We start from the raw sequence: 21,592 nt of genomic DNA on the forward strand, positions 1-21,592 counted from the left end.
CCACCACCCCGCACCCCCCCGTCCTCGCCGTCACCCTCGTCAGCGCGACCGACCCCCGGGACGCCGGGCGGACCGCCGCGCTCCTCGCCGGCAGGCCCGAGTCCCGGATCGACCTCGAGGTCGACCTGCCCGGCGCCGACGGCCCCGCCTTCGCGGAGGAGCTGCACCGGCGCCTCGCCGCCGACGCCGACGACGGTCACCGCGGTCACACCGTCGTCGCCCTCGACGCCGAGGCGGACCCGCTCGAGATCGGACTCGTCCTCGAGCACCTCTGCGCGCAGCGGCATCCGGCCGACACCCGCATCGCGATCCTCGACGTGGTCGCCGTGACGTCGACGGAGGAGATCCTGCGCGTGCTCTGCGGCGGCGCGGGCCCCTCCTTCGACTCGGCGGAGCGCCTCGCCGCCCGCCTGGAGTTCTCGAGCCTCATCGCGCTCGCCGAGCCCCACTCCGACAGCGACCCCGAGCGGACCGCGCTCGTCCGCGACCTCCTGCGAGCGCTCGCCCCCACCGCCGATCTCCTCCCCGCCGGTGAGCTCCCGGCGGCGCCACGGAGGCTCCACCCCCGGCGCGCGCACGCGATCGCCTCCTCGATGGGCTGGCAGTGCGCCCTCAACGGGACCTCGCGGCGCCGCGCCTCGGGCACGACCGTCGAGGAGTTCGTGTTCCGCGATCCGCTGCCCTTCCACCCCGGCCGCCTGAGCGCGGCGGTCCACGGGGAGCTGGTGGCGGAGAAGGTGGGCCGCATCCTCCGCTCCCGCGGCCTGGTGCGCCTGGCGACGCGCGCCGACCGGGTCGGCTCGTGGTCGGTCGCCGGCGACGTGCTGACGCTGGACCCGACCAGCCTGCTCAGCTGGGACGAGGACGCGCCTCTCGGCCAGGAGCTCGCCTTCTTCGGGACGGGCCTGGACACCGGGAGGCTGACCGCCGTCCTGCAGAGCTGCCTGCTCACCCCCGAGGAGCTGCTGGCCGGCCCCGCCGCCTGGGCGGAGTACGCGGACCCCTTCCCGCGCTGGGTGGACGAGCACCGGCACTGAGCCGGGCGTCCTTTGCCGCGCGGGACTCGACGAGCGCGACCCGGCCCCTGCGTCCGAGCGCCGCCCGCCGCGCGCCAGCCGACCGTGCGCCGGGAGTGTGACGTGCGGAGGCTCCCGCCGGGCGGCGGGTGAGTAGGCTGACCGGACAGCACGTGCTCCGGGGTCGGTGGGAATTCCGAACCGGCGGTCACAGTCCGCGAGCCGCAGCCCCTCGAGAGGGGCGGCGGTTGACCTGGTGGAACTCCAGGACCGACGGTGAAAGTCCGGAGGAGAGGCAGCACGAGCGTCGCGCACCACCGCGCGATGCTGAGCGACGGTGCCCGCGCACCGTCGATCGAGACCCCGGAGTTCGGCGACGAACGGAAGAACCGGGAATGACGATCGACTACGAGCACGCGATGCGCCGGGCGCTGGCGCTCGCCGAGCGCGGGCCCGCCCGCGGACCCAACCCGCGCGTGGGCTGCGTGATCCTCGCGCCCGACGGCACCGTCCTCGGCGAGGGCTGGCACCACGGAGCCGGCACCGCGCACGCCGAGGTCGACGCCCTGTCGCACGTCGCGCCGGGCGCCGCCGAGGGCGCGACGGCCGTCGTCTCGCTCGAGCCGTGCGACCACACAGGGCGCACGGGCCCCTGCAGCCGCGCCCTGATCGAGGCGGGCGTCTCCCGCGTCGTCTACGCCGTGCCGGACCCGGGCGAGCGCTCGGCCGGCGGCGGTCGCACCCTCCGCGAGGCCGGCGTCGAGGTGATCGAGGGCGTGCTCGCCGAGGAGGGAGAGCAGTTCCTCCACCCGTGGCTCACCGCGACCCGCCTGCACCGCCCCTTCGTCACGCTCAAGTGGGCCTCGACCCTCGACGGCCGCACCGCGGCGGCGGACGGCAGCAGCCGCTGGATCACCGGAGCGGCGGCCCGTCAGCGCGTGCACGAGCAGCGTGCCGCGCACGACGCGATCCTCGTCGGCACCGGGACCGTCCTCGCCGACGATCCCGCGCTCACCGCCCGCGGCGACGGAGGCGAGCTCCTCGCCCACCAGCCGGTGCCCGTCGTCGTCGGCACGCGCCCCGTGCCGCCGGGCGCCCGCCTGCACGAGCACCCCCGCGCCGTCGTGGTCGAGCGCACCCGCGACCTCGCCGCGGTCCTCGCGCACCTCTACTCCGCCGAGATCCGCAGCGTCTACGTCGAGGCCGGACCGACCCTCGCCTCCGCGCTCGTCGCCGCCGGACTGGTCGACGAGTACCTCGTGTTCCTCGCGCCCGCGCTCCTCGGCGGCCCCCGCCTCGCGCTCGGCGACCTCGGCGTGGAGAGCATCGGCGGGGCCCGGCGCCTCTCCCTCCGCTCGGTCGAGATCCTCGGCGACGACCTCCTCGTGACCGCGCGCCCCGACGTCCTCCCCGCGGGCGGTGCCGGCACCCCGGCCCGCCTCCCCCACGCCCTGCAGATGGAGAATCACTGATGTTCACCGGAATCATCGAGGAGAAGGGCGTCGTGACCGCCGTCGAGGCGGGCGCCGACGCGATCCGCCTCAGCATCCGCGGGCCCCTCGCCGTCGAGGGCGTGCGGCACGGCGACTCGATCGCGGTCTCGGGCGTCTGCCTCACCGTGGTCGAGCACACCGACCAGGGCTTCACCGCCGACGTCATGGCGCAGACCCTGCGGATGTCGACCCTCGACGGCGTGGGCGTCGGCGACCCTGTGAACCTCGAGCGCGCCGCGCTGGTCGGCGACCGGCTCGGCGGCCACATCGTCCAGGGCCACATCAACGGCACGGCGACGCTGCTCGCGATCGCACCGGGCGAGGCCTGGCGGGTGCTGCGGTTCTCGCTGCCGACCGGCATCGCTCCGCTCGTCGTCGACAAGGGCTCGATCGCGGTGGACGGCGTCTCGCTGACCGTCTCGGCGATCAGCCCCGCCGCCGAGCCGGAGCAGTGGTTCGAGGTCTCGCTGATCCCCGAGACGCTCGCCGTCACCACGCTGGGCGCGCGCGCGATCGGCGATCAGGTCAACATCGAGACCGACGTCCTGGCCCGCCACGTCGAGCGGATGCTCGCACTGCGCTCGATCGCGGAGGCCCGCTCATGAGCCTCGCCACCATCCCCGAGACCGTCGAGGCGCTGCGCGCCGGGCGCCCGATCATCGTCGCGGACGACGAGGGCCGCGAGAACGAGGGCGACGTCATCGTCTCGGCCCAGCTCGCCAGCCAGGAGACGATCGCCTGGATGGTCCGCCACTCCTCCGGGTTCATCTGCGCGCCGATGACCAACGAGATCGCCGACCGCCTCGCCCTGCCGCTGATGGTGGTCGAGAACGAGGACCCGCGCGGCACCGCCTACACGCTGTCCGTCGACGCGGCCGACCGGCTCTCCACCGGCATCAGCGCCTCCGACCGCGCGCACACCCTCCGCGTGCTGGCCGACCCCGAGGCGACCCCCTCCCGCCTGAACCGCCCCGGCCACATCCTGCCGCTGCGCGCCGTCGACGGCGGCGTGCGCGAGCGCGACGGGCACACGGAGGCGGCGGTCGACCTGATGAAGCTCGCCGGCCTGTACCCCGTGGGCGCGATCTCCGAGATCGTCGCCGAGGACGGCGAGATGATGCGGCTGCCCGGCCTGATCGCCCTCGGCGAGCGCGAGGGCGTGCCGGTGACCACGGTCGCGGCCCTCATCGCGTACCTGCAGGAGTTCCACTGCGACGCGGAGGTGCCCGTCACGGTCGCGGTCCCGGAGAGCGCGCGGGTGAGCTTCGAGGTCGAGACCACGGTGCCGACCACCCACGGCCCGTTCCGGATCCGCGCCTACCGCGACCGGCAGACCGGAGCGGATCACGTCGCGATCCTCGCGGGAGAGGTCGCCGCGGGGCGGCCCGCCCTGGTGCGCGTGCACTCCGAGTGCCTGACCGGCGAGGCCTTCGGCTCGCTGAAGTGCGAGTGCGGGCCCCAGCTCGACGCCGCCCTCGACACGATCCAGCGGGACGGCGGCGTCGTCGTCTACCTCCGCGGTCACGAGGGCCGGGGCATCGGCCTGATCAACAAGCTGCGCGCCTACCGCCTGCAGGAGGACGGCCTCGACACCCTCGACGCGAACCTCGCCCTCGGGCTCCCCGCCGACGCGCGGGACTACGGAGCGGCGGTCGGGATCCTCGAGGACCTCGGCCTCACCGAGGTGCGCCTGCTCACCAACAACCCCGAGAAGGTCCGCCAGCTCACCGACCGCGGCATCGTCGTCGCCGAGCGCGTGCCGCTCGTCGTCGGAGTCGGCGCCTTCAACGAGGGCTACCTCGAGACCAAGCGCGACCGCATGGGCCACACCATCGACAGCGTCCTCGACCACGACCCCCTCGACGCCGGGATCTCCGGCCTCGCCCTCGACGCCGGGATCGCCGGCGCCACCACGAAGGAGTAGCAATGGCCGGTAGCGGCGCCCCCACCACCTCCCCTCTCGACGGCGCGGGACTGCGCGTCGTCGTCATCGCGGGCACCTGGCACGAGCAGATCAGCGACGGTCTGATCGCCGGAGCGGGCCGAGCCCTCGACGAGGCCGGAGCGTCCTGGTCGCTCGTGCGCGTGCCCGGCTCGTTCGAGCTGCCCGTCGCCTCGAAGGCGGCCCTGGAGGCGGGGGCCGACGCGGTCGTCGCCCTCGGCGTGATCATCCGCGGCGGCACCCCGCACTTCGAGTACGTCTCGGACGCCGCCACCTCCGGGCTCACCACCGTCTCGATCCTGACCGGCAAGCCGGTCGGCTTCGGCGTGCTCACCCTCGACACCGAGCAGCAGGGCATCGATCGCGCGGGCCTTCCCGGCTCGAAGGAGGACAAGGGGCGCGAGGCGGCCGAGGCGGCGGTCTCGACCGCTCTGCTCCTCCGCTCGCTGCGCAGCTGAACCACTGCGGGCGACCCCCGTCCTGGGGCCGCCCGCACACGAACCTGGGAGAACACGGAGTAAAGTGGTCGGGTCGTCACGAGCGACCCCTCTCTCCTCCCCCTCGCCCCAGCGGTCCGCGACGCCCGATCGACGCCCCGCCCCGCCGGCTCAGGGGGAGTCGCCGTCCACACGGAGCCCCTCCCTCATGTCCTCTTCCGCCGTCTCCGACGCGCCAGCAGCCGCCCCGCAGAACTCCCGCGGCCGCGTCATCCTCGCCAGCCTCATCGGCACCTCGATCGAGTTCTACGACTTCTACGCCTACGCGACCGCCGCCGTCCTGGTCTTCCCGTCGCTCTTCTTCGTCAACGAGGACCCGGCCACGGCCCTCCTCGCCTCCTTCGCCGTCTTCGGCGTCGCGTTCATCGCGCGCCCGATCGGGTCGATCATCTTCGGCCACTTCGGCGACCGCGTCGGCCGCAAGGGCACCCTCGTCGCCTCGCTGCTCACCATGGGCGTCGCGACCTTCCTGATCGGCTGCCTGCCCACCGCGCTCACGCCCGGCTGGGAGTTCCTCGCTCCGTTCCTGCTCGTCGTGATGCGCTTCTGCCAGGGCCTCGGCCTCGGCGGCGAGTGGTCCGGAGCCGCGCTGCTCGCGACCGAGAACGCACCGGCCGGCAAGCGCGCCATCTACGGCACCTTCCCGCAGCTGGGCGCACCGATCGGCTTCATCGTCGCCAACGTCCTGTTCCTGGTGCTCGCGAGCACGATGAGCGACGAGACGTTCGCGGCCTGGGGCTGGCGCGTGCCGTTCCTGGCGAGCGCCGTGCTCGTGATCATCGGGCTCTACGTGCGGTTCAAGCTCGTCGAGACGCCCGCGTTCCAGAAGGTCGTCGAGAAGGGCGAGGTCGCCAAGCTGCCCCTCGCCCGCGTCTTCGTCACCAGCTGGCGCCCGCTCATCCTGGGCACCTTCATCATGCTGGCGACCTACGTGCTCTTCTACCTCATGACCACGTTCACGCTGACTTACGGCACCTCGCCCGTCGACGGCGCGGTTCCGGGCCTCGGCTACACGCGCAACGACTTCCTCGTCATGCTGATCGTCGGCGTCGTGTTCTTCGGGATCTTCACGCTCGTCTCCGGCCCGCTCGCGGAGCGCTTCGGCCGCCGGCGCACGCTGCTCGTGGTGACCGCGGCGATCCTCGTCTTCGGCCTGCTCTTCGTGCCCCTGTTCAGCGCCGGCTTCGCGGGCGTCATGGCGGTCCTGATCCTCGGCTTCACGCTGATGGGCCTGACCTTCGGCCCGATGGGCGCCGTCCTCCCCGAGCTGTTCCCGACCAACGTCCGCTACACCGGCTCGGCGATGGCGTACAACCTCGCATCGATCCTCGGAGCGGCCCTCGCGCCGATCATCGCGGTCGCGCTGTGGAGGGCGGCGGGCGGCAGCACCGTGCTGGTCGGCCTCTACCTCAGCGCAGCGGCCGTGCTGACGCTGATCGCGCTCCTGCTCTCCAAGGAGACGAAGAACGCGTCGTACCACGACAACGTCTCGTAGGACTCCCTGCAGAGGACGGCCCGACGGGATCCCCCGGCGGGCCGTCCGCGTCTCCGCTCCCTCCCTGAGCACCGGGCCCGCCCTCTGGCGGCCTGCTCGCAGCGACGACGGGGCAGAATGGACGGCGATGAGCACCACCACCTCCCGGCGCGGCGGACGACGACCCTCCCGCGACGACGGACCCCGCGCCTCCTTCTCGCAGCTCGTGCCCTACCTGCTCGAGCACCGCGGCATCCTCTCGGTCGTCGTGGTCCTCAGTCTGTTCGGAGCGGCGGCGAGCCTCGGCCAGCCCCTGCTCGTAGGCCAGGTCATCACCCGGGTCCAGTCCGGTCTCGATCTCGGCCCGCTGGTGTGGGCCCTCGTCGGCCTGGTCGTGGCCTCCGGGCTCATCTCGGGCTTCGCGCACTACCTGCTCCAGCGCACCGGCGAGGGGATCGTGCTCTCGAGCCGCCGCCGCCTCGTCGCACGGCTGCTGCGCCTCCCCATCCGGGAGTTCGACGCGCGCCGCACCGGCGACCTCGTCTCGCGCGTCGGCTCCGACTCCACGCTCCTGCGCGCGGTGCTGACCCAGGGGCTCGTCGACTCGATCGCGGGCTCCCTCGTCTTCGTCGGCGCGATCATCGCGATGGCAGTCATCGACTGGGTGCTGCTGCTGATCATCGTGGCGGTGGTGGCGGTGGCCCTCGGGCTCGCGCTGACCCTCGGCCGCGGCATCCGCACCGCCAGCCGCAAGGCGCAGGAGAAGGTCGGCGATCTGGCCGCGGCCGTCGAGCGCGCCATCAGCGCCGTCCGGACGATCCGTGCCGCCGGAGCCACCGACCGTGAGATCGCGGTCGTCGACCAGCACGCGACGGAGGCGTACCGCCTCGGGATCCGCGTCGCGCACGTCTCGGCCCTCGTGGTGCCGGTGGCCGGGATCGCCATGCAGGTCGCCTTCCTCGCCGTCCTCGGCGTCGGCGGCTACCGCGTCGCGTCCGGCGCGATCGACGTCGCCCAGCTGGTCTCGTTCATCCTCTTCCTCTTCATGATGGTGATGCCGCTCGGCAACTTCATCGGCGCCATCACCTCGGTGAACTCGGCGCTGGGCGCCCTCGGCCGCATCCAGGAGATCATCGATCTGCCGATCGAGGGCGACGGCGACGCCTCCGCGGGCGGCCTCGGCGCCGGCGTGGCGGAGGAGGCCATCTCCTTCGAGGACGTGGTGTTCTCCTACGAGGAGGGCGCCGTGCCCGACGCGGCGGCCGTAGCGGACGAGCGCGACCGCACCGTCCTGCGCGGCGTCTCCTTCACCGTGCCGCGCGGCAAGCGCACCGCCCTGGTCGGGCCGTCGGGAGCGGGCAAGAGCACGATCCTCGCCCTCATCGAGCGGTTCTACGACCCGGAGGCCGGCGTCGTCCGACTCGGCGGTGTCGACATCACGGCCATCGACCGCGACGCGCTCCGCGCGCAGATCGGCTACGTCGAGCAGGACGCCCCGGTCCTGGCCGGCACCATCCGCGAGAACCTCGTCCTCGGCCGCCCCGACGCCGACGACGCCGACTGCCTCCGGGTGCTCGAGGCGGTGAACCTGACCGACGTGCTCGAGCGCAACCCGCTCGGCCTGCACGCGCCGGTGGGCGAGAGCGGAGTGATGCTCTCGGGCGGTGAGCGTCAGCGCCTCGCGATCGGCCGCGCGCTCCTGGCGGCCCCGCCGATCCTGCTGCTGGACGAGTCCACGTCGAGCCTCGACGGCCTCAACGAGCAGCGCCTGCGCCTGGCGATCGACGCGGTCGCCGAGAACCGGACCCTGCTGGTGATCGCGCACCGCCTGTCGACGGTGGTCGATTCCGACCGCATCGTCGTGCTGCAGAAGGGCGAGGTCGTGGGAGTCGGCACCCACTCCGAGCTCGTCGAGTCGACGCCGCTGTACCGGGACCTCGCCAAGCACCAGCTGCTCGTCTGACGGACGCCGCAGCGGCGTCTCGAGACCGCCGCCGCCTCATGCCGGTCGACCAGCCGCGCAGCGGCGTCCCGAGACGCCCGCACGTCTCGACCAGGAGCCTGCGCCCGCTCGTCCCTCAGCGCGGCGGCAGCCGCAGGGCCCCGTCGAGCCGGATGGTCTCGCCGTTGATCATGGGGTTCTCGACGATGTGCCGCACCAGGGCCGCGAACTCCTCGGGGCGTCCGAGGCGGGCCGGATGCGGCGTCGCCGAGCCGAGCGCCTCGCGGGTCTTGTCCGGCAGCCCGGCGAGCAGGGGCGTGTCGAACGTGCCCGGTGCGATCGACACCACGCGCACGAGCCGGGCCGCGAGCTCGCGCGCGAGCGGCAGGGTCATCGCCGCCACGGCTCCCTTCGACGCGGCGTAGGCCGCCTGCCCGATCTGCCCCTCGAAGGCGGCGACGGAGGCGGTCGTGACGAGGACTCCCCGCTCCCCGTCGACCGGCTCCCGCTCGGCGATCGACGCCGCGGCGAGGCGCAGCACGTTGAGCGTCCCGGTCGTGTTGATCCGCAGCACCCGCTCGAACTGCTCGAGCGGCAGTGGCCCGTCGCGTCCGAGCAGCCGCCCAGGTGTGGCCACGCCCGCACAGCTCACGGCGACGCGCAGCTCCCCCGCCGCCCCCACGGCGCGCGAGACGGCGTCCGGATCGAGGACGTCCCCGGCGATCAGCTGCACGGAGGCGGGCAGACGCGCGGCCTCCACCGCGTGCGGCAGATCGAGCACGACCACGTGCGCTCCTGCGGCGTCGAGCGCCGTCGCCGTCGCGGCTCCCAGTCCGGACGCTCCCCCCGCGATCAGCGCGGACGTCCCCTCGAGTCGCACGGTCAACCCGCCGGAGCGGGGGTGGAGTCGGCGTCGGGATCGTCGGTCGGCTCGCTGCCGGGCTCCCCCGTCGGATCACTGCTCGGCTCTCCGGACGCGAGCGCCTGCGCCGAGCAGTCGGTCAGGGTGGCGTCGTACGCGTCCCGGGCGCGCTGCGCCGCCAGGCGGACCTCCTCCTCCGCGAGCGGGCTCGCGAGCGGCGGCCGGTCGCTCAGGCCGTAGCGGGCGAGGCAGTCGCTGATCAGGCGGGTCATGCGCGCGCCGCTCTCGGGATCGGCTGTGCCGGTGGGCGCCGGGGCGGCGGTCGCGACGGAGCCGGAGTCGCGGACGGTCCCGTCCGGGACCTCCGCGGCGGGACCGGAGCAGGCGGTGAGACTCAGTGCGAGCGCGACTCCGACGAGCAGCGCGACGGGCGGGCGGAGCGTCGTGCGCAGGAGCATGGACGACCTCGTTCGTGACGGCTGCGGGCAGGAGTGCGGCCACGGTAGCGCAGTCGGTGCTTCCGGCGAGCGCTGGGCGCGCTCTCACGTCTCAGTGGCGCCCCCAACGGGGCACAGACTCGCCTCTCAGGAGGTCTCGGCTAGCGCCCACATCGCGACCGCCGACGCCGCAGCGACGTTGAGCGAGTCGATCCCGTGCCGCATCGGGATCTGGACGGCGACATCGGCGGCGGCGAGCGCTTCGGCGGTGAGACCCTGCCCCTCGGTGCCGAGCACGAGGGCGACGCGCTCCGGAGCGCGGGCGGCGAAGTCCCGCAGGGGCACCGCCTCCGGGGTCAGAGCCATCGCCGCGATCGTGAAGCCCGCTCCGCGCAGGAGCCGCTGCGTCGACGGCCAGTCGCCCACGCGCGTCCAGGGCACCTGGAGGACCGTTCCCATGCTGACGCGGATGGCGCGGCGGTAGTACGGATCGGAGCAGCGGGGCGTCACCAGCACCGCATCGGCTCCGATGGCCCCGACGGAGCGGAAGATCGCGCCGACGTTGGTCGGGTCGACCACGTCCTCGAGCACGACGACGCGGCGCGCTCCCGCGAGCAGGCCGGCCGGGTCGGGCAGCGCGGGCCGGTCCATCGCCGCGATCAGGCCGCGGTGCAGGGCGTACCCGGTGAGCTCGGCCAGGAGCTCACCCGGGCCCGTGAAGACGGGGACGTCGAAGCGGCCGACCAGGCGCTCGGCCTCGCCTGCCGACCCGCCGAGGGCGAGCACCGAGCGCGGCCGGTGCCCGGCGGCGATCGCGCGCTCGAGCACGAGCGCCGACTCCGCGATGTACAGGCCGTGCGGACCGCGAGCGTTCTTCAGCGCGACGTCGGTCGCGTGCGCGTAGTCGCGCAGCCGCGGGTCGTCGAGCGCGGTGACCTCGATCCGCTCCACCGGATCAGGCGAAGGGGTCGGGGGTGAGCGTGTACTTGGTGCTGAGGTACTCGTGGATCCCCTCGAGTCCGCCCTCGCGGCCGAGGCCCGACTGCTTCACCCCGCCGAAGGGCGCCGCCGCGTTCGACACCACGCCGACGTTGAGGCCCATCATCCCGGTGGCGAGCCGCTCGATCATCCGCTGACCGCGGGCGAGATCGCGCGTGAAGACGTAGGACACCAGTCCGTACTCGGTGTCGTTGGCGAGCGCGACGGCGTCGTCCTCGCCGGTGAACGGCACGATCGCGAGGACCGGACCGAAGATCTCGGTGCGCAGGATCTCGCTCTCCCGGTCGACCGCCGCGAGCACGGTCGGCCGGTAGAAGTGGCCGGCCCCCTCGATCCGATCGCCGCCGGTGAGCAGGCGCGCGCCGCGGGAGACGGCGTCCTCCACCAGCGCGGACGCCTTCTCGACCGCGCGCTCGTCGATCAGCGGGCCGATGGTCACTCCGTCCTCGGTGCCGCGGCCGACGCGCAGAGCGCGCACGCGCTCCACGATCCGCGCGGCGAACTCCTCGGCGATCGACTCGTGCACGAAGAAGCGGTTGGCGGCCGTGCAGGCCTGGCCGATGTTGCGGAACTTCGCGAGCATCGCGCCCTCGACCGCCCGGTCGAGGTCGGCGTCCTCGAACACGACGAAGGGCGCGTTGCCGCCCAGCTCCATCGAGGTCCGCAGCACGTTCTCGGACGCCTGCTGCAGCAGCGTGCGCCCGACGGGAGTGGAGCCGGTGAAGGACACCTTCCGCAGGCGGGGATCCGACAGGATCGGAGCCGACACGGCTCCCGCCGAGGACGTGGTGACCACGTTGAGCACGCCGTCGGGGAGCCCCGCCTCGGCGAGCAGTGCCGCGAAGGCGAGCGTGGTGAGCGGAGTGAGCTCGGCCGGCTTCACGACGACTGTGCAGCCCGCCGCCAGCGCCGGAGCGATCTTCCGCGTCGCCATCGCGAGCGGGAAGTTCCAGGGGGTGATGAGGTAGCAGGGGCCCACCGGGTGCTGCGAGACGATCATCCGGCCGCTGCCCTCGGGCGAGACTCCGTAGCGTCCGCTGATGCGCACCGCCTCCTCGCTGAACCAGCGGAGGAATTCGCCGCCGTACACGACCTCGCCCCTCGCCTCCGCGACCGGCTTGCCCATCTCGAGCGCCATCAGGAGCGCGAACTCCTCGGTGCGCTCCTGCAGGAGGTCGAACGCCCGCCGGAGGATCTCGCCCCGCTTCCGCGGCGCCGTCGCGGCCCACGACGGACCGGCGGCGACGGCGGCGTCGAGCGCCCGGACCCCGTCCTCCGGAGTCGCGTCGGCGATCGAGACCAGGACCGCTCCGGTGGCCGGGTCCTCGACGTCGATCGAGCCGCCGCCGGAGGCGTCCACCCACTCACCGCCGATCAGCAGCTTCGTGGGGATGCGGGCGAGCAGAGCGGTCTCGGCGGCGCGGGACGCGACGGAATCAGTCACAGGAGGGAACCACTTCTTCGGATCGGAGCGCGCAGACCGCGCCAGGAGGAGCTTCTCGTCCTCCCAGTGTAGGACGGGCGATCGCTCCGGGGGCGGGGTCGCCGGGAGCCTCGAGGACCTGCGCCTCCCTGAGCCCTGTGGAGGGACGAGCCCTCAGACGGACCGCTCGACGCGGATTCCCGCCTCCGTGAGCTCGCGCAGCGCCGCGGCACTCGCCTCCTCGGAGACGCCCGCGATCAGGTCCTCGAGCACGCGGACCTCGAGCCCCGCCCGTCGCGCGTCGAGTGCCGAGGCGCGCACGCAGTGGTCGGTCGCGAGTCCCACGACGTCGAGCGCGGTGACGCCCCGCTCCGCGAGCACGGCGCCGAGCTCCTCGCCCGCCTCCGTCGTGCCCTCGAAGGCCGAGTAGGAGGGGCGGCCCTGCCCCTTGAGGATCTGCACGTCGATCCGAGCGGTGTCCAGGGCCGGGTGGAACCGCGCGCCGTCCGTGCCGGCGACGCAGTGGACGGGCCAGCTGTCGACGAAGTCCGGCTCCACCGCGAAGTGGCCGCCGTTGTCGGAGTCGCCCTCGTGCCAGTCGCGGGAGGCCAGCACCGCGGAGTACCGGTCGGCATGCGCCGCCAGATGCGCGGTGATGCCCTGGGCGACGGCCGCGCCGCCTGTGACGGCGAGCGCGCCGCCCTCGGTGAAGTCGTTCTGCACGTCGACGATCAGGAGTGCGGTGGTCATCGTGGGCCTTCCGGGAGGAGGTGGAGAGGAGGAGCGGGAGGTCGACCCGTCCGGGTCAGGAGTCGGAGAGCGAGGATCCGCAGCGGTAGACGCCCGTCACGAGGGTGTCGATCGCGGTCTTCGCCGAGTCGGAGACGTCGCCGAGAGCGTAGACCGCGAAAGTCAGCTCGGTGCCGTCCGCCGCGGTGACCACGCCGGCCAGTGTGTAGCCGGTGTCGATCCAGCCCGTCTTCGCGCGCACCGCGCCGTCGGCCGCGGCGTTGTCGCCGGCGAAGCGGTCGGAGTAGGAGAGCGAGCCCGTCCGGCCCGACACCGGCAGGCCGTCCAGGAGGATCCCCAGCTGCCCCTCGCGGGCCTGCACCTTCCGGAGCAGCTCGGTGAAGTACGCCGGCGCGACCGCGTTGTCGTCGCTCAGGCCGGAGCCGTCGACGATCGCGATCCCGGACGTGTCGACGCCGTAACCGGCGAGCCCCTGCAGCACACCGGCCTGCTCGGCAGCGAAGTCGCTGCCCGCGCCGGTGCGGATCGCGACGAGCCGCGCGAGCATCTCGGCGATCGCATTGTCGGAGACGAGCAGCATCTGCTGCACGAGCGTGCCGACCGGAGCCGACTCCACCGTGCCGAGAACCGCGGCGCCCGCGGGAGCGGTCCCGGTGGAGACCACGGGCGAGCCGTCCAGCTCGTCGGCGAACGCCTCTCCGGCCCGGCCGACCGGATCCGTGCCGCGCTCGGAGGTCGAGGCCGTGGGGTCCTCGCGATCGCCGTCCACCTGGAGCGCCGTGATCTCGGGCATGTAGCCGTCGACCTGCTCCTTGCGGTTCCAGCTCGGCTGCCAGGTCTCGCCCGAGTAGAGAGAGAAGTCGAGCACCAGCGACGTGATCGGCGTCCCGGCGGTGGACGGGTCCGCCTCCCAGGCGCTCTCGACCTGCGCCGCGAGGTCGTCGAGGTGGGCCGCTCCGGCGTAGGTCGACTCCCGGCCGGTCGGGAGCCGGGTCAGGGTGAGGTCTCCCCCGCCGACGAGGACGACGCTTCCGGGCTCGCTCCCGCGGACCACGGTGGTGGCGATGCGGGTGTCCGGGCCGAGGACCGCGAGCGCCGACGCGGCCGTGAGGATCTTGAGGGCGGAGGCGGTGCGGGACGCGGTCCCGCCCCCGCGGTCGAACAGGACCTCGCCCGTCGCGGCGTCGACCACACGCGCCTGCATCGAGCCCAGGCGCGGGTCGGCGGCGAGCCCCGCCACCGAGCAGGTGCGGAGCGCCTCGGCCGCCGCTTCGGCGGTGGGCCGCGCCGTGGCCGTCGGCGTCGGTGCGGGAGTCGCGGTGGCGGTCGGGGTCGAGACGACGGGCAGCGCCCCGGGCTCCGCGGCGCTGCCGAGGGCCGTCCCCACGCCGAAGGCGCCGCCACCGAGCACGGCGGCCACGAGCACCGCGGCGACCACGAGAGTGCGGCGACGGCGGGGAGGAGGCGTGTCGGTCATCCGCAACAGGGTAGCCACGCGAGTTCGACGCGACCTGGACGCCGCGGATGAGGCCGGGAACTCGCGGATCCGGCCGGGACGTCGCGGATGGCGGGAGAGGGAGCCGCCTGAGGGAATCGAACCCTCGACCTTCTCATTACGAGTGAGACGCTCTGCCGACTGAGCTAAGGCGGCGTGCACGCGGGGCCTGAGCCCCGGACACGATTACACAGCATAGCCTGCTCGCGCCCCCGGGCGTGAATCAGGACGGCGCGGTCGAGCAGAGGCCCCGCGACGGCGGCCGCGACCGCTGCGCTCGGCTCAGGCGAGCGCGCCGCGGAGCTCCTCGAAGGAGCGGGCGATGCGTCCGGGCAGGGCCTCCCGGCCGTCGTGATCGACCCAGGCCGCCCAGGCGTGGCGGACGGCGGCGAGCCCGAGGAGCGTCAGCATCCGCGCCCGGCTGCGCACCCGCTCCGCGTCGTCGTCCTCCTGGCCGAGACGCTCGGCGACGAGCCCCTCGACCGCGAGCTCGAACTCGCGCATGCCCGCGATCTTCAGACCGACCAGATGCGGGTGCTCGCGGAAGAGCGCGCGGCGGAGGACGTGCAGCTCCCGGTCCTCCTCGAGCGGCTCCTCCATCGCGGCGACGAAGACCCGCTGCAGGTCCTCGAGCACGGCGCCCCGGCCCGCGACGAACGCCGCCGCGGTCTCGTCGGCGATGACCGGGAGCCCGCCGACCAGCGCGTCCTCCTTCGAGGCGAAGTAGTTGAAGAAGGTGCGCGTGGAGACGTCGGCGGCGCGCGAGACGTCGTCGATGGTCACCCGCTCCGGCCCGCGCTCGCTCGCCAGGCGGAGGACGGCGATCTCGATCGCCCGCCGCGTGGCCAGGCGCTTGCGCTCGCGGAGCCCGGGCTGCTGCTCGCGGGACCGCTCCTGCTCGGTCAGCACTGCGGATCCACCTCCGGGACGGTCCCCTCGAGCAGGTACGCGTCGACCGCGTCGTTCACGCAGGACGTCGACTTGTTGTAGGCCGTGTGGCCCTCGCCGTCGTAGGTGACCAGGTGACCGGCGGAGAGCTCGCCCGCGAGCGCCTGCGCCCATACGTAGGGCGTCGCGGGATCGTTCGTGGTGCCCACGACCAGGATGGGCGCCGAGCCCTCCGCGGTGATCGGCTCGCGGGAGCCCTCGAACGCCGCCGGCCACTCGCTGCAGAGGATGTCGCCGTAGGCCATGTAGCGGCCGATCGTCGGCGCGGCCTGCTCGAGAGCGGCCTCGTCGGCGCGCATCGAGGCGGTGTCGGCGTCGTAGGAGTAGTCGACGCAGTTGATCGCGAGGAACGCCTCGGTGGTGTTGTCCGCGTACCGGCCGTCCGCGTCGCGCCCGTTGTAGGCGTCCGCGTACTGGAACGCGACCGCGGGGTCGCCCCGGCGGACGCCGGCCAGCATCTCGCTCAGCGCTCCCCACGCCGTGGCGTCGTAGAGCGGGTAGACGATCGCGGTGAACAGCGTGCTCGCGCCGAGCTCACGGCCGTCGGCGGCCCGGATCGGCGAGGCGTCCACGTCCTCGAGCATGCGCTTCAGCTGGGCCATCCCCGCGTCGACGGTGCCGGTGAACGGGCAGTCGTCCGAGCGGAGGCAGTCGGAGAGGTAGGCGCGCAGTGCGCTCTCGAACCCCTTCGCCTGCTCGCGCACCACGTCGAACGAGGTGGCCGCCGGGTCGATCGCGCCGTCGAGGACGAGGCGGCCGACCCGGTCCGGGAACAGCCCGGCGTAGGTCGCTCCGAGGAACGTGCCGTAGGAGTAGCCGAGGTAGTGCAGCGTCTCGTCGCCGAGCGCCGCGCGCAGCACGTCGAGATCACGGGCGGCGCTCGGGGTGCCGACCTCGGGCAGCAGCGGCCCGCTGCGCTCCTCGCAGGCGGCGGCGAACGCGGCAGCGGTCGTGCGCTGCGCCTGGATCCACTCGTCGCTGCCCCGCTCCCCCGGCGTGATGTCGTAGAGGTAGGAGCCGAGGCCCGCGGCGTCGAGGCAGGAGACCGCGGTGGAGGCGCCCACTCCGCGCGGATCGAAGCCGACGACGTCGTACCGGGCGGCGAGCGCGGAGTCGACCGCGTAGTCGGCGCTGTCGCGGATGAAGTCGACGCCCGACGCTCCCGGTCCGCCCGGATTCACGAGCAGGGAGCCGATCGCCGGGCCCTTCGTCGCGGGTCGGCGCACCAGAGCGATCGACGCGGTCTCCCCCGAGGGGTCGTCCCAGTCGAGCGGGACGGTCGCGTCGGTGCAGAGAGCGCCGTCGCCGCAGTCGTCCCAGACCAGCACCTGCGAGTAGTAGCGCTCCAGGGAGTCGTCGACGGTCTGCGGGTAGGGGGTGGAGGTCCGGTCGACGCTCGGGCCGGGCGCGAAGCAGCCGGTCAGGAGGGACGCGGCCGCGACGAGCGCGACGACGACGGCCGACCGGCGCCCCCGCCTCACGCGGCCACCGGACGGCGCGCCGCGACGACGAGCAGCGCCTCGAGAGCGAGGACCGGGGAGACGTTCGCGTCGATCCGCTGCCGGGCGGTCGCGATCGCGTCGAGGACGGCGAGCGTGCGGTCGGGCGGAGTCGCGTCGGCGAGCGCGGTCATCTCGGTCCGGACCTCCTCGTTGATGACGCCGCCGGGCGCTCCGAGCTGGAGGCGCACCACGTCGCGGTAGAGGGAGAGCAGGTCGACGAGGATCCGGTCGAGGCCGTCGCGGAGGCTCCGCGTCGCGCGTCGCTTCTGATCCTCCTCGAGCGCCCGCAGCTGCGAGCGGAGCTGCGCGGGCACGGTGCCCCCGGGCTCGACGCCGAGCGAGCGCAGCGCCTGCTGCCGCTCGGCCTCGTCGCGCTCGAGCGTGATCGCCTTGGCGTCCTCGGTCGCGACCTCGATCATCCGCGCAGCGCCGAGCACCGCGTCCGAGACGCCGCGGAGGCGCAGGGCGATGCGGAGCGTCTCCTCGCGGCGCTCGCGCGCGTTCGCGTCGGTCGCCAGGCGGTGCGCCATCCCGATGTGGCTCTGAGCCTGGCGGGCGGCGCGCTCGGCGGTCTCGGGGTCGACCCCGTCGCGGCGCTCGAGGAGACCGGCGACGTCCTCGACGCTCGGCACGCGGAGCCGCACGGAGCGGACGCGGGAGCGGATGGTGGGGAGCAGATCGGCCTCGCTCGGGGCGCACAGGATCCAGACCGTGCGCTCCGGCGGCTCTTCGAGCGCCTTCAGCAGCACGTTGGACGTGCGCTCGCTCATCCGGTCGGCGTCCTCGATGACCATGACGCGGTAGCGCGACACCGAGGGCGAGTACTGCGAGCTGCTGACCAGCCGCCGCACCTCGTCGATCGAGATGATCACGCGCTCGGTCGTCAGCACGGCGAGGTCGGGATGGGAGCGGGCGGCGACCTGGCGGCAGTCGGGGCACTCCCCGCAGCCGCCGTGGCGGCAGAGCAGTGCGGAGGCGAACGCGTAGGCGAGGTTCGAGCGGCCGGACCCGGGAGGGCCGGTGATGAGCCAGGAGTGCGTCATCGACGACGACTCCCGGCCATGGTCGTCCCGGGGCGTCGAGGCGTCCTGCAGGGCGCCGATGGCGTGCTCCTGCCCGACGAGCTGGCTCCAGACGGTCATGCAACCAGGCTAACCGCGAGCACCGACAGCCGACGCGCCGTCGAGGAGGACGGCGACCCGCTCCCGCACCGCGGCCGCGATCTCCTCGACGGGGAGAGCGGCGTCCACGACGAGGAAGCGCTCGGCGTCCGTCTCGGCGATCGCCAGGAACGCCTCGCGCACGCGCCCGTGGAACTCCGCCTTCTCGGCCTCCAGCCGGTCGAAGCGGGTGCGGGCCGCGTCGAGCCGGCCCCGCGCGACGGCGGGGTCGAGGTCGAGCAGGACGGTGAGGTCGGGCCTCAGGTCGTGGGTGGCCCACTCCGAGAGCCGCCGGACCTCGACGGCGTCGAGGACCCGCCCGGCTCCCTGGTAGGCGACGGAGGAGTCGATGTAGCGGTCCTGCACGACGACCTCGCCGCGCTCGAGCGCCGGTCGCACGAGCGTCCCGATGTGCTGGGCGCGGTCCGCCGCGTAGAGCAGGGCCTCGGCCCGCGGGTCGATCTCGCCGCGGTGGTGCAGAACGATCTCGCGGATCTGCAGGCCCACCTCAGTTCCTCCGGGCTCGCGGGTGCGGACGACGGCCTCGCCCCGCGTGCCCAGCCACTCCTCGAGCAGCCGGGCCTGCGTGGTCTTGCCCGCGCCGTCCCCGCCCTCGAGGGTGACGAACAGCCCGGTCACGACTCCGTCGCGTCCGACGTCTCGGCGGCGGCCGCCGCGGCCGCGCGGCTCGCGGCGGTGGCGCGGGGCGCGGCGGGCTTCTTCGCTGCGGTCGTCTTCTTGGCGGCCGCGGCCGTCTTGGCCGCGGTCGTCTTGGCCGCCGTCGTCTTGGCCGCCGTGGTCTTGGCCGCCGTGGTCTTGGCCGCCGTGGTCTTGGCCGCGGTCGTCTTCGCCGCGGGCTTCCTGGCCGGCGCGCGCTTGGCCGGAGCCTTCTTGGCCGGGCCCTTCGCGCGCTTGTCGGCGAGCATCTGGACCGCCTGCTCGAAGTCGATCTCCTCGATCGTCAGGCCCTTGGAGATCGTGACGTTGGTCTCGCCGTCGGTCACGTAGGCGCCGAAGCGTCCGTCGCGGATCCGGATCGGCTTGCCGCTGACGGGGTCCGCCTCGAACTCCTTCAGCGCGCTCGACGCGCGTCGCGCCCCGTACTTCGGCTGAGCGAAGATCTCGAGCGCCGTCGGCAGGTCGACCTCGAAGATCTGGTCCTCGCTGGTGAGCGACCGGCTGTCGGTGCCCTTCTTGATGTACGGGCCGTACCGGCCGTTCTGAGCCGTGATCGGCTCGCCGCTCTCGGGGTCGTCACCGACCGTGCGCGGCAGGTCGAGCAGGCGCAGCGCCGTCGCCAGGTCGATCGACGCGACGTCCATGGACTTGAAGAGGGAGGAGGTGCGCGGCTTCACGACAGCGGGCTTCTTCGCGCCGCGCTTCGCGGGCACGGGCTCGACGACCTCCCCGGTGGCGGGATCCGCCGCGGTCTCCGGCTCCGGATCGACCTCGGTCACGTAGGGGCCGAAGCGCCCGTCCTTGACGACGACGGTCTTGCCCGAGTCGGGGTTGCTTCCCAGCACGCGGTCGGTCTGCACCGGGGCGTCGACGAGCTCCTGCGCCTTGGCGGGCGTGAGCTCGTCGGGAGCCAGCTCGAGCGGCAGGTTGACGCGACGCGGCGTCTCCTGCCCCTCCTCCTGGGCCACCTCGAGGTAGGGGCCGTACTTGCCGATGCGCAGGGTGATGTCGTCCGTGATCCGGACGGAGTTGATGCTCTTCGCATCGATCTCGCCGAGGTTGTCCACGACGTGTCGGAGCCCGGGGTGCGTGCCTCCGCCGAAGTAGAAGCGGTTGAGCCAGGCGACGCGGTCCTCCTCGCCGCCGGCGATGCGGTCGAGGTCGCCCTCCATCTCGGCGGTGAAGTCGTACTCCACCAGGTCGGAGAAGAAGTCCTCGAGCAGCCGGACCACCGAGAAGGCGATCCAGTTGGGCACGAGGGCGGTGCCGCGCGGAGTGACGTAGCCGCGGTCGACGATGGTGGAGATGATCGACGCGTAGGTGGAGGGCCGGCCGATGCCGAGCTCCTCGAGCGCCTTGACCAGGCTCGCCTCCGTGTAGCGCGGGGGCGGCGAGGTCTCGTGGCCCTTGGCCTCGACCTCGGCGACGACCAGGCTCTGGCCGACCTCGAGCACCGGCAGCTTGGCGTCCTTCTCGTCGCGGGCGCCGTGACGCTCCTCGTCGCGCCCCTCCTCGTAGGCGAGGAGGAATCCGCGGAAGGTGATGACGGTTCCGGAGGCGGTGAACTCGGCGGTCTTCGCGACGTCGCCGGCCGGCTCGGCGAGCAGCGTCACGGTGGCGGTCGAGCCCTTGGCGTCGGCCATCTGCGAGGCGACGGTGCGCTTCCAGATGAGCTCGTAGAGGCGGAGGTCGTTGCCGCGGAGGGTGCCCGAGAGCTGATCCGGGGTGCGGAAGGTCTCGCCCGCGGGCCGGATGGCCTCGTGCGCCTCCTGCGCGTTCTTGTTCTTGCCGGAGTACAGCCGGGGCTTGTCCGGGACGGTCTCGGCTCCGTAGAGGGACGCGGCCTGGGTGCGTGCGGCGTTCAGCGCCTGCTGCGAGAGCCCGGGCGAGTCGGTCCTCATGTAGGTGATGAAGCCGTTCTCGTAGAGCGACTGCGCGACGCTCATCGTCTGGCGCGCCGAGAAGCGGAGCTTGCGCGCCGCCTCCTGCTGGAGCGTGGACGTGGTGAACGGGGCGGCGGGGCGGCGCGAGTACGGCTTGGACTCGAGGTTCGAGACCCGGACCGTGGTGGCGGGGTCACGCAGGGCCTCGGCGAGGGCACCGGCGGTGGACTCGTCGAGGACGGTGACGTCGCCCTTCAGCTGACCGCGGTCGTCGAAGTCGCGGCCGCTTCCGATCCGCTTGCCGTCGAGCCGAGCCAGGCGGGCGTCGAAGCCCGCCGCGGCGTCCGACTCGGGCGCCAGCACGGTGGCGAGGTCCCAGTAGCTCGCCGACACGAACGCCAGGCGCTCCCGCTCGCGGTCGACCACCAGGCGGGTCGCGGCCGACTGCACCCGGCCGGCCGAGAGCCCGGGGCCGACCTTGCGCCACAGCACGGGCGAGATCTCGTAGCCGTAGAGGCGGTCGAGGATGCGGCGGGTCTCCTGGGCGTCGACCAGGGAGGTGTCGATGTCCCGGGTGTTGTCGCGCGCCTTCTGGATCGCGTCCTTCGTGATCTCGTGGAAGACCATGCGGTGCACGGGGACCTTGGGCTTGAGCTCCTCGAGGAGGTGCCACGCGATGGCCTCGCCCTCGCGGTCCTCATCAGTGGCGAGGTAGAGCTCGTCGGCGTTCTTCAGCGCGCGCTTGAGGTCGGCGACCGTCTTCTTCTTCTGGTCGGACACGACGTAGTAGGGCTCGAAGCCGTTGTCGACGTCGACGGAGAACTTGCCCAGCGGGCCCTTCTTCAGCTCCGGGGGGAGGTTCTTCGGCTCGATCAGGTCGCGGATGTGCCCGACGGAGGCGAGCACCTCGTAGCCGTCGCCCAGGTACTGGGCGATGGTCTTGGCTTTCGCCGGCGACTCGACGATCACCAGCTTCTTCGTGCCGGACACAGTTCTCCTCGATTGGTGCTGTCGGGTCGGACGACCAGTGGTCCGACGTCCCCTGCTGCGGGGAGACGGTGCGCGGCGACGTGGTGCGGGGAACGGCGACG

18 protein-coding genes, 1 tRNA gene and 1 riboswitch are annotated in these 21,592 nt (G+C 73.3%); of the genes, 7 read left to right on the forward strand and 12 right to left on the reverse strand.

The features are described from left to right. The 7 genes from C5C46_RS14640 to C5C46_RS14670 form a co-directional block, all read left to right on the forward strand. On the forward strand, positions 1 to 1,037 hold a 1,037-nt coding region (locus C5C46_RS14640; RefSeq protein ID WP_104227232.1), incomplete at its 5' end, for a GTP-binding protein. 150 nt (positions 1,038 to 1,187) lie between these two features. After that, a riboswitch (FMN riboswitch) is annotated at positions 1,188 to 1,320 on the forward strand. Between the two features lie 91 nt (positions 1,321 to 1,411). After that, positions 1,412 to 2,488: a bifunctional diaminohydroxyphosphoribosylaminopyrimidine deaminase/5-amino-6-(5-phosphoribosylamino)uracil reductase RibD gene (gene ribD, locus C5C46_RS14645; protein ID WP_258059524.1), complete on the forward strand. Its 1,077-nt coding sequence runs from the start codon at positions 1,412 to 1,414 to the stop codon at positions 2,486 to 2,488. Beyond that, complete coding sequence (locus C5C46_RS14650) at positions 2,488 to 3,114, forward strand: riboflavin synthase (RefSeq protein WP_104227233.1); 627 nt, start codon at positions 2,488 to 2,490, stop codon at positions 3,112 to 3,114. The genes ribD and C5C46_RS14650 overlap by 1 nt, the downstream gene beginning before the upstream one ends. Further along, entirely contained in the window at positions 3,111 to 4,433 is a 1,323-nt protein-coding gene (gene ribA, locus C5C46_RS14655; RefSeq protein ID WP_104227234.1) for a GTP cyclohydrolase II, read from the forward strand. Before C5C46_RS14650 ends, ribA begins: the two co-directional genes overlap by 4 nt. A 2-nt stretch (positions 4,434 to 4,435) precedes the next feature. Further along, positions 4,436 to 4,909, forward strand: coding sequence for a 6,7-dimethyl-8-ribityllumazine synthase (gene ribH, locus C5C46_RS14660; protein ID WP_104222223.1), 474 nt, complete (start codon positions 4,436 to 4,438; stop codon positions 4,907 to 4,909). Between the two features lie 187 nt (positions 4,910 to 5,096). Beyond that, positions 5,097 to 6,443, forward strand: a complete 1,347-nt coding sequence (locus C5C46_RS14665; RefSeq protein WP_104227235.1) for an MFS transporter — start codon at positions 5,097 to 5,099, stop codon at positions 6,441 to 6,443. A 127-nt stretch (positions 6,444 to 6,570) separates the two neighbouring features. Beyond that, positions 6,571 to 8,385 (forward strand): ABC transporter ATP-binding protein, encoded by a 1,815-nt coding sequence (locus C5C46_RS14670; RefSeq protein ID WP_104227236.1) that lies wholly within the window; start codon positions 6,571 to 6,573, stop codon positions 8,383 to 8,385. 115 nt (positions 8,386 to 8,500) lie between these two features. On the opposite strand, the gene C5C46_RS14675 is transcribed toward C5C46_RS14670, so the two are convergent. The 12 genes from C5C46_RS14675 to topA all read right to left on the reverse strand — a co-directional run bounded on the left by C5C46_RS14675 (position 8,501) and on the right by topA (position 21,491). Beyond that, a complete protein-coding gene (locus tag C5C46_RS14675; protein ID WP_104227237.1) occupies positions 8,501 to 9,244 on the reverse strand; it encodes an SDR family NAD(P)-dependent oxidoreductase in 744 nt (247 codons plus the stop codon). Between the two features lie 2 nt (positions 9,245 to 9,246). Continuing rightward, positions 9,247 to 9,684 carry a hypothetical protein gene (locus tag C5C46_RS14680; protein WP_104227238.1) on the reverse strand — a complete coding sequence of 146 codons (438 nt, stop codon included), beginning with the start codon at positions 9,682 to 9,684 and terminating at the stop codon, positions 9,247 to 9,249. A 126-nt stretch (positions 9,685 to 9,810) separates the two neighbouring features. Next, positions 9,811 to 10,614 carry an RNA methyltransferase gene (locus C5C46_RS14685; protein ID WP_104227239.1) on the reverse strand — a complete coding sequence of 268 codons (804 nt, stop codon included), beginning with the start codon at positions 10,612 to 10,614 and terminating at the stop codon, positions 9,811 to 9,813. 4 nt (positions 10,615 to 10,618) lie between these two features. Continuing rightward, positions 10,619 to 12,106, reverse strand: a complete 1,488-nt coding sequence (locus C5C46_RS14690; protein WP_104227240.1) for an NAD-dependent succinate-semialdehyde dehydrogenase — start codon at positions 12,104 to 12,106, stop codon at positions 10,619 to 10,621. Positions 12,107 to 12,259: 153 nt separating this feature from the next. After that, complete coding sequence (locus C5C46_RS14695; RefSeq protein ID WP_104227241.1) at positions 12,260 to 12,835, reverse strand: nicotinamidase; 576 nt, start codon at positions 12,833 to 12,835, stop codon at positions 12,260 to 12,262. Between the two features lie 55 nt (positions 12,836 to 12,890). After that, positions 12,891 to 14,312, reverse strand: coding sequence for a D-alanyl-D-alanine carboxypeptidase/D-alanyl-D-alanine-endopeptidase (dacB, locus tag C5C46_RS14700; RefSeq protein WP_104227242.1), 1,422 nt, complete (start codon positions 14,310 to 14,312; stop codon positions 12,891 to 12,893). A 101-nt stretch (positions 14,313 to 14,413) separates the two neighbouring features. Further along, positions 14,414 to 14,486, reverse strand: a tRNA-Thr gene (locus C5C46_RS14705). A gap of 126 nt (positions 14,487 to 14,612) precedes the next feature. Further along, a complete protein-coding gene (locus tag C5C46_RS17045; RefSeq protein ID WP_181027157.1) occupies positions 14,613 to 15,239 on the reverse strand; it encodes a TetR/AcrR family transcriptional regulator in 627 nt (208 codons plus the stop codon). Beyond that, positions 15,233 to 16,759, reverse strand: coding sequence for an alpha/beta hydrolase (locus C5C46_RS14715; protein WP_104227243.1), 1,527 nt, complete (start codon positions 16,757 to 16,759; stop codon positions 15,233 to 15,235). The genes C5C46_RS17045 and C5C46_RS14715 overlap by 7 nt, the downstream gene beginning before the upstream one ends. Next, a complete protein-coding gene (locus C5C46_RS14720; RefSeq protein WP_104227244.1) occupies positions 16,756 to 17,922 on the reverse strand; it encodes a DNA polymerase III subunit delta' in 1,167 nt (388 codons plus the stop codon). The genes C5C46_RS14715 and C5C46_RS14720 overlap by 4 nt, the downstream gene beginning before the upstream one ends. A gap of 9 nt (positions 17,923 to 17,931) precedes the next feature. After that, on the reverse strand, positions 17,932 to 18,579 hold the full coding sequence (gene tmk / locus C5C46_RS14725) for a dTMP kinase (protein WP_104227245.1): 648 nt from the start codon (positions 18,577 to 18,579) through the stop codon (positions 17,932 to 17,934). Beyond that, a complete protein-coding gene (topA, locus tag C5C46_RS14730; protein WP_104227246.1) occupies positions 18,576 to 21,491 on the reverse strand; it encodes a type I DNA topoisomerase in 2,916 nt (971 codons plus the stop codon). The genes tmk and topA overlap by 4 nt, the downstream gene beginning before the upstream one ends. Positions 21,492 to 21,592: the final 101 nt, after the last annotated feature.

Origin of the sequence: Rathayibacter sp. AY1E6, assembly GCF_002931115.1 — a bacterium.
In the GTDB taxonomy this organism is placed as follows: domain Bacteria; phylum Actinomycetota; class Actinomycetes; order Actinomycetales; family Microbacteriaceae; genus Rathayibacter.

What these genes read in the sequence shown, in the direction of transcription:
- ribD (WP_258059524.1), top strand. Translation starts at nt 1,412, where the DNA reads ATGACGATCGACTACGAGCACGCGATGCGCCGGGCGCTGGCGCTCGCC.
- C5C46_RS14650 (WP_104227233.1), top strand. Translation starts at nt 2,488, where the DNA reads ATGTTCACCGGAATCATCGAGGAGAAGGGCGTCGTGACCGCCGTCGAG.
- ribA (WP_104227234.1), top strand. Translation starts at nt 3,111, where the DNA reads ATGAGCCTCGCCACCATCCCCGAGACCGTCGAGGCGCTGCGCGCCGGG.
- ribH (WP_104222223.1), top strand. Translation starts at nt 4,436, where the DNA reads ATGGCCGGTAGCGGCGCCCCCACCACCTCCCCTCTCGACGGCGCGGGA.
- C5C46_RS14665 (WP_104227235.1), top strand. Translation starts at nt 5,097, where the DNA reads ATGTCCTCTTCCGCCGTCTCCGACGCGCCAGCAGCCGCCCCGCAGAAC.
- C5C46_RS14670 (WP_104227236.1), top strand. Translation starts at nt 6,571, where the DNA reads ATGAGCACCACCACCTCCCGGCGCGGCGGACGACGACCCTCCCGCGAC.
- C5C46_RS14680 (WP_104227238.1), bottom strand. Translation starts at nt 9,684, where the DNA reads ATGCTCCTGCGCACGACGCTCCGCCCGCCCGTCGCGCTGCTCGTCGGA.
- C5C46_RS14695 (WP_104227241.1), bottom strand. Translation starts at nt 12,835, where the DNA reads ATGACCACCGCACTCCTGATCGTCGACGTGCAGAACGACTTCACCGAG.
- dacB (WP_104227242.1), bottom strand. Translation starts at nt 14,312, where the DNA reads ATGACCGACACGCCTCCTCCCCGCCGTCGCCGCACTCTCGTGGTCGCC.
- C5C46_RS14720 (WP_104227244.1), bottom strand. Translation starts at nt 17,922, where the DNA reads ATGACCGTCTGGAGCCAGCTCGTCGGGCAGGAGCACGCCATCGGCGCC.